Source organism: Chryseobacterium urinae, from assembly GCF_030518295.1.
Lineage (GTDB): Bacteria > Bacteroidota > Bacteroidia > Flavobacteriales > Weeksellaceae > Chryseobacterium > Chryseobacterium mucoviscidosis.
The window spans coordinates 138,702-154,794 of record NZ_JAULSJ010000004.1; the positions used below are offsets into that span (position 1 = coordinate 138,702).

Sequence of the window (16,093 nt, forward strand, 5' to 3'; positions counted from 1 at the left end):
GCCACGATGTGATAAACTTCCAGCTCCCAGCTCCCATCTTCAAAACATTTAAAATAAAAAATGGATTTACTTACATTTAAACTTATACTTGTATTTGCGCTTTTCCTGCTTTCGTTAACGATTGCAGCCTACTCTACCTGGGCAGAAAGAAAAGTTGCTTCTATTATGCAGGACAGAATTGGTCCCAACCGATCAGGACCTTTCGGATTGCTTCAGCCTTTAGCCGACGGTGGAAAGTTTTTCTTTAAAGAAGATTTTACCCCTGCGAATGCAGAAAAATTCCTTTTCGTACTGGGACCGGCTTTGGTAATGTTTATTTCATTAATTACAGGAGCTGTTATTCCCTGGGGTAAAAGTTTAAATATTGCAGGTACGTCTTATGATCTTCAGGTGGCAAACATCGATGTCGGAGTACTTTTCATCATCGGAATGGCTTCCATCGGAGTTTACGGAATTATGATCGGAGGTTGGGCTTCTAACAACAAATATTCATTATTAGGTGCGATCCGTGCTTCTTCTCAGATGATTTCTTATGAATTAGCAATGGGATTGGCTTTGCTTTCCATCATTATGATGACGGGAAGTTTAGATTTAAAAGAAATTACGGAAAGCCAGACAAACGGAAAACTGTGGGGATTCATTCCTTGGGTTTCGGGACTTAACTGGAATATTTTCTACCAACCGATTGCTTTCTTAGTATTTATTGTAGCAGCTTTGGCAGAAACCAACAGACACCCTTTCGATTTACCTGAGTGTGAATCTGAATTGGTAACAGGATATTCTACGGAGTATTCTTCCATGAAATTAGGATTGTATATGTTCGGTGAATACGTGAATATGTTTATTTCCAATGCTTTCATGGTTGTTCTGTTCTTCGGAGGTTACAATTATCCCGGAATTGAATGGGTTACTCAGAACTGGGGAGAAAATACAGCCGGAATTTTGAGTATTGTGGCGTTTTTAATTAAAACCATCATCGGAATTCTGATCTTTATGTGGATCAGATGGACACTTCCGAGATTCAGATATGACCAATTAATGCACTTAGGATGGAAAACTTTAATTCCAATGGCATTGGTTAACCTGCTGGTTACAGGAGCTGTAATTTTAGCATTTGGAAATTAATTAATTTGAAAATGAGCTGATGTGAAAATGCGATGATGCGATCAACTTCCATCTCCCGGCTTCCATCTTCTAACATTTAATAATAAAAAAATGAAACTTACGAACAGATCAAAAGTTGTTTCTAATAAAGAAATGACCCTTGCTGAAAAAATCTACTTACCTGCGATTTTTACAGGAATGGGGATTACATTTAAGCATGCTGTAAGAACCGTATTGAAAGGGGCTCCCGCAGTATACTCATATCCGGAAGTACAGAAACCGAGAGCAGAAATCTGGAGAGGTCAGCACGTTTTGAAAAGAGACGAGGAAGGCAGAGAAAGATGTACGGCTTGCGGACTTTGTGCGGTGGCATGTCCTGCAGAAGCAATTACCATGACTGCTGCAGAGAGAACCAAGGAAGAAAAGCATCTTTACAGAGAAGAAAAATATGCATCGGTATATGAAATTAATATGCTGAGATGTATTTTCTGTGGTATGTGTGAAGAAGCCTGTCCGAAATCTGCGATCTATCTTACCGACAGATTGGTAGACGTGGAAACCAACAGAGGTTCTTTCATTTACGGAAAAGATAAATTGGTAGAAAAAATAAATGAAAGGATTGACATCACAGAAAGACAATCCGAGAAACAAAAAAATGCGGTAAAATAATGGATCAGTTTTTATTTTTCTTGGTGGCGTTTTTAGCAGTGGCAAGTGCGGTTTACTTCGTTTTTGCGAGAAATCCTCTGTACGCTGTTTTGTCATTAATTGTTACAATGTTCTCTATTGCGGGCATGTACATCCTTCTGAATGCACAGTTCCTTGCGATTATCCAGATTATTGTGTATGCCGGAGCGATCATGGTATTGTTCCTTTACATACTAATGATGCTTAACCTTAATAAACAAGACGAAAGTAAGAAGGGCAATACTTTAAAATTTGCCGGAGTTTTTACAGCAGGACTTTTGTTAATTGGAGTTTTAGGCGTTTTCAGAGGTGTTCAGCAGAATCAGATCGTTGTTGAAAATGTAGACAACGGAGTTGGTCTGACGAAAAATCTGGGAAGACTTTTGTTTAATGAATATGTTTTGCCGTTTGAGCTTGCATCCATCCTTATTTTGGCAGGTATTGTAGGTGCGGTATTAATCGGTAAAAAAGATCTATAAAATTATGGGAGAAGTAAATACATTTATACAAAGCGTCCCTCTGAATTATTTCATCATACTTTCATCAGTACTGTTCTGTTTGGGAGTTTTAGGAGTATTGCTGAGAAAAAACGCGATTGTTATTTTGGGTTGTGTAGAGCTTATGCTGAATTCTGTAAACCTTTTACTGGCTGCGTTTTCTGCATATAAAGGTAACGGCGACGGACAACTTTTAGTTTTCTTCATTATGGTGGTTGCTGCTGCGGAAGTAGCGGTAGGTCTGGCAATTATTGCTATGCTGTATAGAAATACCCGTTCTGTTGATGTAAGTATATTTAATAAATTAAGAGGATAAGAATGGAAAATTTAGTGTATGCAATAATACTTTTACCACTTTTAGGTTTTCTTATAAACGGACTTTTCGGAAAAAATCTTCCAAAAATAGTTGTTGGTAGTTTAGCTACAGCAATGGTTTTTGCATCTTTCTGCATCGCAGTAAGTATTTTCATGAATTTTGATTCTGAAAGCCAGCCTGTCATTGTAAAAGCTTTTGAATGGTTCAGAGTAAATGGAGTTCAGATTAATTTCGGGTTCCAGATCGATCAGTTATCATTAATGATGGTGATGATCATCACAGGGATCGGATCTTTAATTCACCTCTACTCTATCGGATATATGAGCCACGATAAAGGTTTCTATAAGTTTTTCACTTATCTGAACCTGTTTATCTTCTCTATGTTGTTATTGGTAATGGGAAGCAATTACTTAATCTTATTCATCGGATGGGAAGGTGTAGGATTGTGCTCTTACTTACTGATCGGATTCTGGTACACCAACGAAGAGTATGGTAAAGCAGCAAGAAAAGCATTCATCATGAACAGAATTGGTGACCTTGCTTTATTAATAGGTATTTTCATGTTAGCTTCACAGACGAATGCTGTGGATTATTTAACAATCAAAGAAAATGCAGGAAAATTTGAATTGGACGGAACGGTAATCATTTTCATTACAACAAGTTTATTTATCGGTGCTACCGGTAAGTCTGCTCAGGTTCCATTATATACATGGTTACCGGATGCGATGGCGGGACCTACTCCTGTTTCAGCGTTAATTCACGCCGCAACGATGGTAACGGCGGGTATTTATTTAGTGGTAAGATCCAACTTCTTATTTACTTTGGCACCTACCGTTCAGGGAGTGATTTTATTCATCGGATTCTTAACGGCAGCTTTAGCTGGATTCTACGCACTTCGTCAGAACGACATCAAAAAAGTACTGGCATATTCCACCGTTTCTCAGCTAGGATTCATGTTCATCGCTTTAGGTCTTGGAGCTTATACAACAGCGATGTTCCACGTAATGACACACGCTTTCTTCAAGGCATTATTGTTCTTGGGAGCAGGATCTGTAATCCACGCGATGAGCAACGAACAGGATATGCGTTTCATGGGAGGTCTGAAAAAGTACATTCCTATTACACACGCTACATTCCTTATCGGAACATTGGCAATCTCAGGATTCCCTTTGCTTTCAGGGATGATTTCCAAAGACGAAATTTTAGTGGCAGCTTTTGCTAAAAATCCGGTATACTGGGTAATTTTATTTGTTTTAGCGGCTGTTACGGCTACTTATATGTTCAGATTGTATTATCTTACTTTCCACGGAGAGTTCAGAGGTACTGAAGAACAAAAACACCACTTACACGAAAGCCCTTCGAATATGACATTACCATTGATCGTACTGGCTGTTCTTTCTGTTTTGGGTGGATTAATTAACCTTCCTCACTTCATCGGTCACGGTCATTATGCCAAATTAATGGAATGGCTGAAGCCTGTTCTTACCGAGGAAAGCTTTAAACAAATGGAAGCAACTCTTTCGGGAGTTCCGTTTGGGACTGAAATGATACTTTTAGGAGCAACAGTTGTAATGTTCTTCTGCGTTTGGTTCCTTGTTAAAAATACTTATGTGAATAAGAAAAAACAGGCATTACCGGAACAGCAGTATACAGGATGGGAAAAACTGTCTGCTAAAAAATTATACATTGACGAAATTTACAATGCATTAATTGTAAAAACTGTTGAAGGATTAGGACGCGGAGGAAAGATGTTTGATAAAGGTATTCTTGATCGTTTTGTGGACTTCGTAGGTGAAGGAGCTGAAGACAGCGGAAAAGCCATGAAGCGTATCCAGAACGGAAATGTTGAGAATTACATCTTAATCATGTCTTTGGCTGTGGGAATTATACTGATTGTTAACTTTATATTACAATAATGTCTGGTTTATTATTAACACTATTACTATTACCTCTGGTAGGTTCGGGATTAGTTTTTGCATGGAAAGATAAATCCAGCAAATATTTGGCACTGGGAATTGCGTTGGTACAAATGCTGATTACCTTCTACATCACTGCGGATTTTGATTTTAATCCTACGGTAGACAGCGTATTGCAGCACGAGATCAACTATCCTTGGTCACAATTCATGAAGAGCTCTCTTCATTTCGGAATCGATGGAATGAGTCTGCTTCTTTTATTGTTAACCAATATTCTGGCGCCAATCATTATTTTATCTTCTTTTAATGAAAATGTAAACTACAGAAATACATTCTACGGTTTGATCCTGCTGATGCAGTTCGGTCTTGTAGGAGTTTTTACTTCGCTGGACGGTTTGCTGTTCTACATTTTCTGGGAAGTTACTTTGATTCCGATCTGGTTTATTGCCGGAATCTGGGGTCAGGAAAATAAAAGATTTGAATTCACTACGAAATTCTTCGTTTATACCTTCGTTGGATCATTATTCATGTTAGCAGGATTGATTTATGTATACAATCACTCTGCATCTTTTGCGCTGACAGATCTTTATAATGCACAGTTAAACGAAACACAACAAACCGTTGTATTCTGGTTTATCTTCTTTGCTTTTGCAGTGAAATTGCCGGTTTTCCCTTTCCACACGTGGCAGCCGGATACGTATACCTATTCGCCAACACAAGGTTCCATGCTTTTATCAGGGATCATGCTGAAAATGGCGATTTATGGAGTTATGCGTTATCTTTTACCGATCACTCCCCTTCCGATTGCAGGAATTTCAGGACAGATTGTGATTATCTTAGCTATTGTGGGAATTGTTCACGGAGCTTTAATAGCGATCATCCAGACTGATATGAAAAGAATTATTGCATATTCTTCTTTCTCTCACGTTGGATTAATGGTGGCAGGTATTTTTGCTTCGGCAGTAATAACCTTAAGAGGAAACTTCAATATTGAAGGTGCTGAAGGAGCTTTGGTGCAGACTTTCGCTCACGGTATTAACGTTGTAGGTCTGTTCTACTGCTGTGATATATTATACAAAAGATTTAAATCAAGAGATATCAGACAAATGGGAGGTTTGGCGAAAGTTGCTCCTAAGTTTGCCGTATTATTCTTGATCATTATATTAGGTTCAATGGGAGTTCCGTTGACCAATGGATTCATCGGGGAATTTATCCTGTTGAAATCGGTGTATGATTTTAACGGATTGGCAGCAGTAATTGCAGGTCTTACCGTAATCCTTTGTGCGGTATATTTATTGAGATTCTACGGAAAAGCAATGTTCGGACAGGGTGATGAAGCTGTTTTAAGCACAGTAAAAGATCTTTCTGCAGTAGAATTCTCTGTATTGGCAAGTTTAGCGGTTTTTGTGATTGTATTTGGTATTTTCCCACAACCGATAATCGAAATGGTGAATAGTTCGTTGAAGTTTATCTACCAATCAATGGTAAGCTAATTTGATATTTTAAGAAATGAGTGTTTTAATTATTGTTTTCCTAACGGCAGTTGTTGCGTTATTTTCAGGAGTTTTTGAACAAGGGAAATTCGCAAGATACATTGGGATTTTGGGATTAATCATCGCATTATGGGTAAGTTTCATGCCGGAATGTGCTTTCTTCGGACAGTACAAACATATGTATGACTACACCGCCAATACTGCGCTATTCACAAAAATATCAATCGTAACGACATTATTGTTATTCTTTCTGGGCGGTTTTGCATTCAGCAACCACAGAAGCCACCAGTCTGAACTCTATGCTTTAATGCTTTTCGCTCTTTGTGGCGGGATTATCCTTTTCGGATATCAGAATATGGTAACGCTGTTCTTAGGAGTTGAAATTCTTTCTATTCCTTTATATGTAATGGCGGGTGCTAACAAGACAGATCTGAGATCCAACGAAGCTTCCATCAAGTATTTCCTGATGGGTGCATTCGCAACAGGTTTCCTGTTATTCGGGATCGCATTTATCTACGGAAGTGTAGGAAGTTTCGATTTATATAAAATTCAGGACTTCGGAGTTTCAAACCCGAAAGATGTGATGTTCATCTTAGGCGTTCTTCTGATTCTTTGCGCATTGGCATTTAAAGTTGCTTTAGCACCTTTCCATATGTGGAGTCCGGATGTTTATTACGGAGCGCCTTCATTAATCACCGCTTTCATGGCGAGTGTGGTAAAAATCTCAGGATTTTTCGCATTATTCAGATTAATGACGATAGGATTTGGCGGAGTTACAGAAAACTGGATCAATGTTTTCGGGGTATTTTTAATCATCACATTGCTTTTGGCAAACGTTATGGGACTGGCTCAGACAAATGCTAAAAGAATGTTGGCATACTCTTCAGTTTCTCACGCAGGATACATCGGTTTGGTATTCTTCGGAATGACAAGTCTTTCTACTTACAATTTGGCTTTCTATCTATTTGCTTACGCTTTGGCGACAGTAGGAGTTTTCATGTGTCTGATTTATGTTGAAAAACTGAAAAGAGAAACCTCTTTCGGAGCGTTCAAAGGATTGGCAAAAACAGAACCTTTATTGGCAACTACTGCATCAGTTTCCATGCTTTCAATGGCTGGAATTCCTTTAACTGCAGGTTTCATGGGGAAATTCTCTTTATTTTCTCAGGCAATGAATTCTCAACACGGAGTTTTCCTTGTTTTGATTGCTGTTTTAGGTTCAGCAGTTTCCATTGCTTACTATTTAAGACTGATTATTTCCATGTTCTTCTTCAAAGAAAGTACATTTAAATCTTCAGAAAAAGTAACGATCACGTACAACATCGTAGGAGTATTTGTTATTGCTTCAATCGTTGTTCTTGGCGTTTTCCCGGATCTGTTTGCAAGACTTTTCGGATTATAAAAAATCATATTAAAATAGAGAACCACAACCTTTAAGTTGTGGTTTTTTTTTACCTTTACTCTAAATTTCAGTTTTTGTGTCACAGCTATATAAAAAAGACACTCCATTTCAGGTTTTTATTTCGTTCAAAAAATATTTGGATGTGTTGGAACACATTCGATACAATGACCGTTTGGAATACCGAGCCAGTTACGCTGAATCTTTAATTGAAAAGACTAAAAATTTCAACGAATTCCGCAACGGATTTCAGGATATTTCTCTGCTTGAAAAAAATGAAGACCTCATCAAACTTCTTCTTGCAGACCTCTTCCCTACCGGACTTACCAATAACGAAATAAAAGCGGCAAGTGTTCCGCTTTCCAATATCACCTTTAATTATACAGACCGTTTCAAAGCAATATTAAAAGATGCCGGAAAAGATTTCGAGATCGGATTGCGTGGTATTGATGATGACGAATTTTATGTCTTCTGCTGCTGTCTTATTTTGCAGAGCTACTTCAAAAAAGATATAAAAAGTACCATTCCTTTTTATTATGATATTCCCAATGCACAGGGAATCATGAAGCATTATAAAATTACGGTAAATGCAGATTTTACCGAAATTTTTCCTGCTGAAGGAACAAAAATTCCTTCCGATGAAATTCTGGATATCTTGCTGGAAAATTTAGATGATTTTAAACTGTGGAAGAAACATTTTCAGCCGGAATCATGGATTTTAAAAGGGTTCACTATTATTTCTCTTGTAGACTGTACCAGTGAAATTGCCCTCTCCGATCTTAAATCTACCATGATCGAAATAGATTCTGAAAACTTCTCGCAGGATGAAAACCTTGTTGAAATATTCAAATCGTATTTTGATATTCCGGAGCTGAATTTCGGACTGATGCTTTACAATAAAAAAGAGCAGCGGCTGGAAAAAATGCCGGTGTATGAAAATATGTTCACCAATCATGTATTGAACTTCTGGATCAATGCCATAGATGAAGATACAAGAAAAAGTACCATCATCAATCTTCATTATAACCCAAAACCTATTGTTGTTTCAAACCTTAATCATCTCGAAGAAGAAGCAAAAATGAAACCTTCTTTCAGTATCTTAAAGGAAAACAACATCAACAGTTTTATGGTTATCCCGATCGTAAAAGACAACGAGCTTTTGGCTATCATGGAGTTTACCTCTCCTATCGCGAACAGCTTCAATGGTCTTAAACTGAAAAAAATGGAATCGTTCAGCAACATGATTATTTTCTCGCTGAGCAGATTCAGCTTTGAAAAAAATTATCAGATTGAAGCCATCATTCAGCGGGAATACACCACCATCCACAACAGCGTGGTTTGGAAATTCAGAAATGAAGCCGAAAAATATTTCAACGCTTCTCTTGGCAATAAAATATATTCTTTAAAAGAAATTTCATTTAGAAACCTTACCCCGCTCTTTGGATTTTCAGACATCCGTTCTTCTTCGGAAAAACGTTTTAATTTAATGCTCGAAGATCTCAACCAACAGATTGAATCCCTTTACGAGATTTTTAATTTAACCCGTTCAGACTCGGAAAAATTTTTACCGGCTCTGGATATTTTCGAAAACGAACTAAATAATGAGATCAAAGCAGACAGCGAACAGAGGTTTCAGGGATTACTGAGAGATGAAATTCATCCTTATCTTCAGGCTAAGCTGGAAGTAAAATCCTCCAGTGAAGTAAAGGCAAAAATAAAAGATTATTTTGCGCAGGTTTTTAGCCAGACCGATCTCTTTTATACCCATAGAAAAAGTCTGGATGATTCGATAACGTTAGTCAACAGAAAACTGGCAGATGTTCTGGATGATGCACAGATACAGGCACAGCAGATTTTTCCGCATTATTATGAAAGATTTAAATCAGACGGTGTGGAGCATAATTTATATACCGGACAAAACATTGCGCCGGATCTTCATTACCATCCAAAAATTGTTAACAAACTTCGTTACTGGCAGTTAAAAACCATCTGCAATATGGAAATTGAATTCCGAAATTTCAAAAAAGATCTTCCGGTTTGTCTCGATATTGCTTCGCTGATTTTTGTATATAATGAAAAAATAGACATCCGCTTCAGAATGGACGAAAAGCGTTTTGATGTAGACGGAGCCTATAATTCTTACTATGAAATCATTAAAAAACGGCTCGATAAAGCCCACGTAAAAGATTCAGACGACAGAATTACCTGCCCCGGAAAAATAACCATCGTTTATTTCGGGATGGAAAATCAGAGAGAATATCTGGATTATATCAACAAACTGCAAAAGAAAGGAATTCTCCAAAACGACATAGAATTCCTGAAAGTAGAAGATTTGCAGGGAATTACAGGACTTTTAGCTTTGAGAGTATCTTTAGTACAATAAAAAAGCTCATCCAATCGGGTGAGCTTTCCTATTAAGTTGATATTTTATCTAAAGACTTAAAAACGCATACGCAAAAGACAGAACAGAAATTACAATTCCTGCCATAAAAATCTGGTACGTAATGGATAAAAGCCTGTATTTTCTGTCTAAAACCTTTCCTAAAAAATACAAATCCTTCACCATAGAATCGTAAATATAATCGCGGTCTTTAATAAGAACATTCATTGCATCCTGATAATCATCAAAAATCATCCTGTTGAAATTTCCGAAGAATAAAAGATTCACCTTTCTGTCGGCAACATCCTGTAAACTGAATTTTGCTTTGGTAACATTCGGTTTTGTGGATAAAATGGCAAAAATGATGGTAAGAACCGCAGAAGCCAGCAAAATAAAACTTGGAATAATAAGATGAGAATTCTTAGGCGTATCCAGTTTCGGAACCAAAACAGAAAGACAAACCGATATGATGATGGCATTTACAGAAAGAAGAATATTCGCTTTGCTGTCGGCAATATCACTCAGTCTTGTATGATTGCTTAAAGTCACTCTGAACAGCGTATCTACACTTCTGTCGGATTTCGGCTCCTTTTCTTTCGACTTTTTATTTTCAGAACTTTCTTTTTTATCCTCGTCTTTTTCCAACTTCTTTTCAATTTTTTTAATATTTTTCTCCTTCAGAGGCTGCCATTCTTTTTTTGCATACTCTGTATAAAACTGATGTTTGTTTTTCAGCATATCCAAATTTCCGGCGTTCCATTCGTCGTTAGAATAGCAGCGTACATTGGTAAGCTCCCACTCTTTTCTGAGGGCATCGGAAATATCGTTATAATCGTGGCTTGCAAAATGGCTGCAATCTGCATCTTTCACTATTTTTTCCAGAAGATTCTGCGGAACGTACGTTATTTTAGTTGCTAAAATAAGCTTCGAAACATCTTCGATATAGTTTTCAGGATAATTTTCCTGCTGCAAAAAATCTTTCATAATCTTTACTCCTGCCTCTTCATGATTTTTGGCACACTCTATGTACCCTGTATCATGAAACCAAAGAGCCAGAACTACTTTCTCCTGATCTTCTTCAGAAACCTGAGTGTTTTTAAGAATTTCTTCAGCCTTATTTACTGTGAAGGTAGTATGTATAAAATTATGATAAGAATATACTGAAGATAGTTTATCTTTGAATAAGGTTTCGACATAGTCTTTGGCTTTTTGTAAAATATTCATCACCGAAATTTTATTATTGTAAATTTATGAATTTATCCTTTAAAACTCATTTAAAAAATACGTCTGTTGTCATCAGAGTAGCATTGTCTGCCGGAGTTCTCTACTCCTGCGCAACATATAACGTAAAAAAGGGTAAAAACTTATCTGAAATTAAAAATTCTGATATACAATTTTCCAACGATTTTAAAATATTTCTCGTAGGCGATGCCGGAAATGCAGACGAAGCACAGGCTCAGAACACCCTGAATCTGTTAAAAAGCCAGCTTGAAAAAGCCGACAGCAATTCAATGCTGATCTTTTTGGGCGATAATATCTATCCTTCCGGAATGCCAAAAGAATCTGACAAAAATTATCCACTGGCAAAACAGAAACTGGAAGATCAATTATCCATTGTAAAAAACTTTAAAGGCAAAACACTCCTTATTCCGGGAAATCATGACTGGTACAACGGATTGGACGGCTTAAAAGCGCAGGAAGAACTCGTAAAAAATTATTTAAACGATAAAAAAGCATTCCTTCCTAAAAATTCATGCCCGATTGATGATATTAATCTTACCAAGGACATTAAACTGATCGTAATCGACACGGAATGGGCTCTCGTCAATTGGAACAACTATCCGGGAATTAATAAAAACTGCGATATTAAAACGCGGGAAGATCTTTTCACAGAGTTTAAAGATTTAATTAATAAAAATCAGGACAAAAGAATTATCGTTGCGCTGCATCATCCGATTATCAGCAGCGGAACTCATGCAGGATACACCTCTGCAAAATCTCACCTTTTTCCGCTGAAAAGTAAAATTCCGGCTCCGGGAGTTGCCAGTCTCATTAATGTGGTAAGAAGTTCATCGGGAGTAAGTCCTGAAGATCTCAACAACCAGCATTATGCAGATTTAGCCAACAGAATAAAAAGCATTGTTCAGGAAAAGGAAAATATCATTTTTGTTTCCGGGCACGATCATAATTTGCAGTATCACGAATTCAGAAACATCAGACAGATTGTAAGCGGTGCCGGTTCTAAAGTAGATCCTGCAACAATTGGCGAAAAAACAGATTTTTCTTACGGAGGAAGCGGTTTTGCAGTTCTGAATATCAGAAAAGATAAAAGCTCGGATGTAGAATATTTTTCAACAAAAAACAATGCGCTGGAAAAGCTTTCGCACATTCAGGTGATCGATAAGCCGAAAGAATTTGTTAATGATTATCCGAATTCTTTTCCTTCCACAATAACCTCAACCATTTATCCTGAAAAATTAACGAAAAAAAGAAAATTCTATACGTGGCTTTGGGGAGAACATTACCGAAAATATTACGGAATGCCTATTGAAGCACCGACTGCGAATATTTCAACGCTTGACGGGGGTTATACTCCTTTTCGTGAAGGCGGCGGAAACCAGTCCAACAGTTTAAGACTGAAAGCGCAGGACGGACAGGAATTTGTGATGAGAGGCGTTAAAAAAAGTGCCGTGCGTTTTCTGAACAATATGGCTTTTAAGAAAAGTACATTCGGGAACGAGCTCAATAATACCTTTCCTGAAAAATTCCTTTTGGATTTTTATACAACCAATCATCCGTTTACACCATTTGCCATCGGAAATATGGCGGATAAAATTGATCTTTTCCACAGCAATCCGCGATTGTTTTACATTCCTAAGCAAAAAGCTCTGGGAGAATATAACCTTAATTATGGGGACGAATTTTATATGGTGGAAGAACGTTTTTCTTCTGATCCGAAAACGCTGGCTTCGCTGGATAACGCAACAGATATTCTTTCCACAGACGATGTCTTAAAGAATTTCGGTAAAAATTATAAATACTCGGTAGACAAAGAAACCTACATCCGGGCAAGAATTTTTGATATGCTGATCGGTGACTGGGACAGACATTCTGACCAATGGAAATGGGCGGAATACAAAGAAGGCGACAAAGTAGTCTACAAACCGATTGCCAAAGACAGAGATCAGGCTTTCAGTAAATACGACGGTGCTGCTTTTAAAATCATTATGAATATTCCGGCAATCCGCCACATGAAAACCTTTAAAGATGATATTAAAAGTGTAAAATGGCTTGCTATGGAACCTTATCCTCTGGATCTGGTATTCCTTAAAGGTTCTACGCAGGAAGACTGGATTGCACAGGCGAAATATATTCAGGAACATCTATCGGATAAAGATATTGATGAAACCTTTGCCAATCTTCCGAAAGAAGTTCAGGATGAAACCATTGCAGATATTCAGCGAAAACTGAAACTGAGAAAGACAAAATTAGAAACCTACGCCTCACAATATTATGAGGTGCTTCAGGAAAAAGTTCCACTTGCCGGAACGGTGAATCCTGATAAATTTGTGATTACAAAAACGGCAAACACCGTTAATGTAAAGCAATATAAATTAGACAAAAACAAAGAAAATCCGGAACTGGTTTTCGAAAAAACATATGACGATTCCAAAACAAAGGAACTGTGGATTTACGGACTGGAAGATGATGATATCTACGAAGTTTCCGGAGACGGAAGACCTAAAATGAACATCCGACTGATCGGAGGATACAATCACGATACCTACAATGTTGCCAATGGAAGCAAAGTAAAGATCTACGATTTTAAATCGCAGAAAAACACCTACAATACAAATGGTGCGACGAAAAATATTTCAGACGATTACGACATCAATACTTACAACTACAAACATCCGAAATACAACTTTGTAGCAGGATATCCGAATGCAGATTTCAATCCGGATGACGGAGTGATTCTCGGTGCGCTGGTTAATTACACGGTCAATAATTTCATCCGCTCTCCTTTTACCCAAAAGCACAGCCTGAAAGTTAATTATTATACGGCAACAGGCGGTTTTAATGCCTATTATAAGGGGATCTTTAAAAAAGCCATTGGAAGCTGGGATTTTAATCTTGACGCAGGATTTACCACACCGCGTTTCGCCGAAAATTTCTTCGGATTATCCAATGAAAGTTTTTACGATAAGGAAGCAGAAGACAGAAGATTCAACAGGGCAAGAATTTCAAAGATCAATTTTGCGCCTTCGGTTTCCAAGAAAAGCTGGACGAATGTTTTCAACCAGTTTCAGTTGACTTTTGAAAATAATAAAGTACAGCGAAACGGTGACCGTTTTGTAGATCTTTCACCCGATGTAAGACCTGAAGTTTTCGATAATCAGCAGTTTGCAGGGGGAAATTACACCTTTAGTTATAAAAATCTGGATAACAATGCTTTCCCGACCATGGGAATGGAATTTAAAGTAAATGCAGACTGGAAAACCAATCTTGCCGATACCAAAAGAAATTTTCTGATCTTAAAAGGAACGCTTTCCATAGATCACAGGTTAGACAGCCGCGGAAATTTTGTTTTTGCCAACTCCAGTAACGGAATGTGGATCAACAATAACAATTTTGATTTTTATCAGGCAGCAGCCATCGGCGGAAACAATGGAATGAGAGCTTTCAGAAACGACCGTTTTTCAGGAAGATCCTATTTTACCAATAATTCGGAGATCCGTTGGGATTTTGGAAGAGTAAAAAACAATATTGTTCCGGCAAACATGGGCGTTTTACTGGGATATGATGTCGGAAGAGTGTGGAATGATAACGAAGACTCTAAAAAATGGCATCAGTCTGTAGGCGCAGGATTCTGGCTGAGTATTGTAGAAATGTTCTCCGCAAGACTGAATTATTTCTACGGAAGCGACGGAGGAAGAATTTCCGGAGGTGTGGGAATGACGTTTTAAAATTATTCAATGAATTATAAAATAAAAATCCGCAGAAGTTCTGCGGATTTTGTTATTAAAGTTTGCAGTAAAATGTCAGAAAACTCTTTGGAGTTTTATCTGTGTAGAAATCATATTAAGAGTAGGTTCAGCGTTCCGTAGGAACGCTATCTTTAGAACATTTATCGTATTACAGATATCAATCCTATGGATTGATTGATAGACTTATTCTTATTTTTACACAGATTCTGCTCCTAAAGGAGCAAAGATTTTTTACTTCATTATAATTTGAAAGATGCTTCGACAGGCTCAGCATGACATTCCTAATACTAACTTTTAATTTGTAGCGGTGTCATACTGAGCCTGTCGAAGTCTTTTTGATAAAAACAGGCAATTAAAATATAGTGTTCATTATTGAAAATGCGTTGTTGAGATCCTTTAAGTATGACATCATTCTGCATGACGTATCCGTCTAAATTCATTTATTTTAAACTAAATTGATACACATTTCCGCCTTCTTTCCCATCCTTTTCATCGGCGATAAGCAGTGTTTTATCATCAGCAAATACAACGGCTTCTTTTTGAGAATTGTGGTTGAGTGAAACTTTTTCAATCTTGGTCTTGCTGAAATCATCTGCTGAAAAACCAGTGAGGATCTGGATATTTTTATGGTTCAGAAGAACAATTTTATCTTTCGTGCTGTTGATGGTTGCGGAAGTAATTGCAGCATCGCTGTATCCACCGTCAAGTTTCAGTTTCCCGATCAGTTTTGCTTCAAAATCTCCTGTTTTGTTAGGAACCTGAAAAACTAAAAAAGTGCCGTCGAAACCTTTGCTTCTGTTTTTGGTGAAAAGGTAGAAATTTCCATTCATCTCTACAAAAGCCTCGCAATCATACAGCCAGTTGGATTTCTTTGGAGGAAATTCCGTCTGTCCTTCGTAATGAAATGTTGTGGTTTGGGTAACTTTTGCAGATTTTTGGGAGGCATCTTTTAAATCAACTTTTAAAATCGATAAATTCTGCCTGTCGTTTTCATTATTTCCAAAGTCACCGATGTAGATATTTCCAGCTGCATCTTTCGTAATATCTTCCCAGTCGTGATTTTCTGTGTTTTCTACCAAAACATCACTCGTAAGGTTTCCTTTTCGGTCTACTCCGTAAATAACGTTTTTATTTCCCTGATCTTCAATTGCCCAGATTGTATTGTTATCCTGAGACAAAGTAATACCGGAAACTTCCTTTAGTTTTTTAGGCAAAGAAAATTCAACCTTCAGATCATCGGTTTTGGGAGCTTCCTGAGCTTTGGGATTACAGCTCAACAGTAAAAATGACGATAAAACGACGATGCGCAACAT

The 16,093-nt window shown here is 37.5% G+C and carries 11 protein-coding genes; 9 read left to right on the plus strand and 2 right to left on the minus strand.

All coding sequences use genetic code 11. The annotated features are described in order from the left end of the window. Positions 1-60 precede the first annotated feature (60 nt). The 8 genes from nuoH (at position 61) to QWT87_RS03940 (ending at position 9,795) form a co-directional block, all read left to right on the plus strand. A complete protein-coding gene (nuoH, locus tag QWT87_RS03905; protein WP_076393027.1) occupies positions 61-1,125 on the plus strand; it encodes an NADH-quinone oxidoreductase subunit NuoH in 1,065 nt (354 codons plus the stop codon). A gap of 90 nt (positions 1,126-1,215) precedes the next feature. Next, on the plus strand, positions 1,216-1,773 hold the full coding sequence (locus QWT87_RS03910; RefSeq protein WP_027380121.1) for a NuoI/complex I 23 kDa subunit family protein: 558 nt from the start codon (positions 1,216-1,218) through the stop codon (positions 1,771-1,773). Next, positions 1,773-2,270, plus strand: a complete 498-nt coding sequence (locus QWT87_RS03915) for an NADH-quinone oxidoreductase subunit J family protein (RefSeq protein ID WP_076393029.1) — start codon at positions 1,773-1,775, stop codon at positions 2,268-2,270. The genes QWT87_RS03910 and QWT87_RS03915 overlap by 1 nt, the downstream gene beginning before the upstream one ends. A 4-nt stretch (positions 2,271-2,274) precedes the next feature. Continuing rightward, on the plus strand, positions 2,275-2,604 hold the full coding sequence (gene nuoK, locus QWT87_RS03920) for an NADH-quinone oxidoreductase subunit NuoK (protein WP_034703571.1): 330 nt from the start codon (positions 2,275-2,277) through the stop codon (positions 2,602-2,604). A gap of 2 nt (positions 2,605-2,606) precedes the next feature. Next, positions 2,607-4,520, plus strand: a complete 1,914-nt coding sequence (gene nuoL / locus QWT87_RS03925; protein WP_076393031.1) for an NADH-quinone oxidoreductase subunit L — start codon at positions 2,607-2,609, stop codon at positions 4,518-4,520. After that, on the plus strand, positions 4,520-6,013 hold the full coding sequence (locus QWT87_RS03930) for a complex I subunit 4 family protein (protein ID WP_185206958.1): 1,494 nt from the start codon (positions 4,520-4,522) through the stop codon (positions 6,011-6,013). Before nuoL ends, QWT87_RS03930 begins: the two co-directional genes overlap by 1 nt. A gap of 16 nt (positions 6,014-6,029) precedes the next feature. Next, positions 6,030-7,415, plus strand: coding sequence for an NADH-quinone oxidoreductase subunit N (locus QWT87_RS03935; RefSeq protein ID WP_076393035.1), 1,386 nt, complete (start codon positions 6,030-6,032; stop codon positions 7,413-7,415). Between the two features lie 76 nt (positions 7,416-7,491). Then, complete coding sequence (locus QWT87_RS03940) at positions 7,492-9,795, plus strand: GAF domain-containing protein (protein ID WP_302713822.1); 2,304 nt, start codon at positions 7,492-7,494, stop codon at positions 9,793-9,795. A gap of 48 nt (positions 9,796-9,843) precedes the next feature. Here QWT87_RS03940 and QWT87_RS03945 read toward each other — a convergent pair whose 3' ends face one another. Next, positions 9,844-11,016, minus strand: a complete 1,173-nt coding sequence (locus QWT87_RS03945; RefSeq protein WP_302713824.1) for a Pycsar system effector family protein — start codon at positions 11,014-11,016, stop codon at positions 9,844-9,846. 26 nt (positions 11,017-11,042) lie between these two features. On the opposite strand from QWT87_RS03945, the gene QWT87_RS03950 reads away from it, so the two are divergent. After that, on the plus strand, positions 11,043-14,759 hold the full coding sequence (locus QWT87_RS03950) for a metallophosphoesterase (RefSeq protein ID WP_302713826.1): 3,717 nt from the start codon (positions 11,043-11,045) through the stop codon (positions 14,757-14,759). 461 nt (positions 14,760-15,220) lie between these two features. Here the strand turns inward: QWT87_RS03950 and QWT87_RS03955 are convergent, their stop codons facing one another. Beyond that, positions 15,221-16,093, minus strand: a complete 873-nt coding sequence (locus QWT87_RS03955; RefSeq protein WP_302713828.1) for a hypothetical protein — start codon at positions 16,091-16,093, stop codon at positions 15,221-15,223.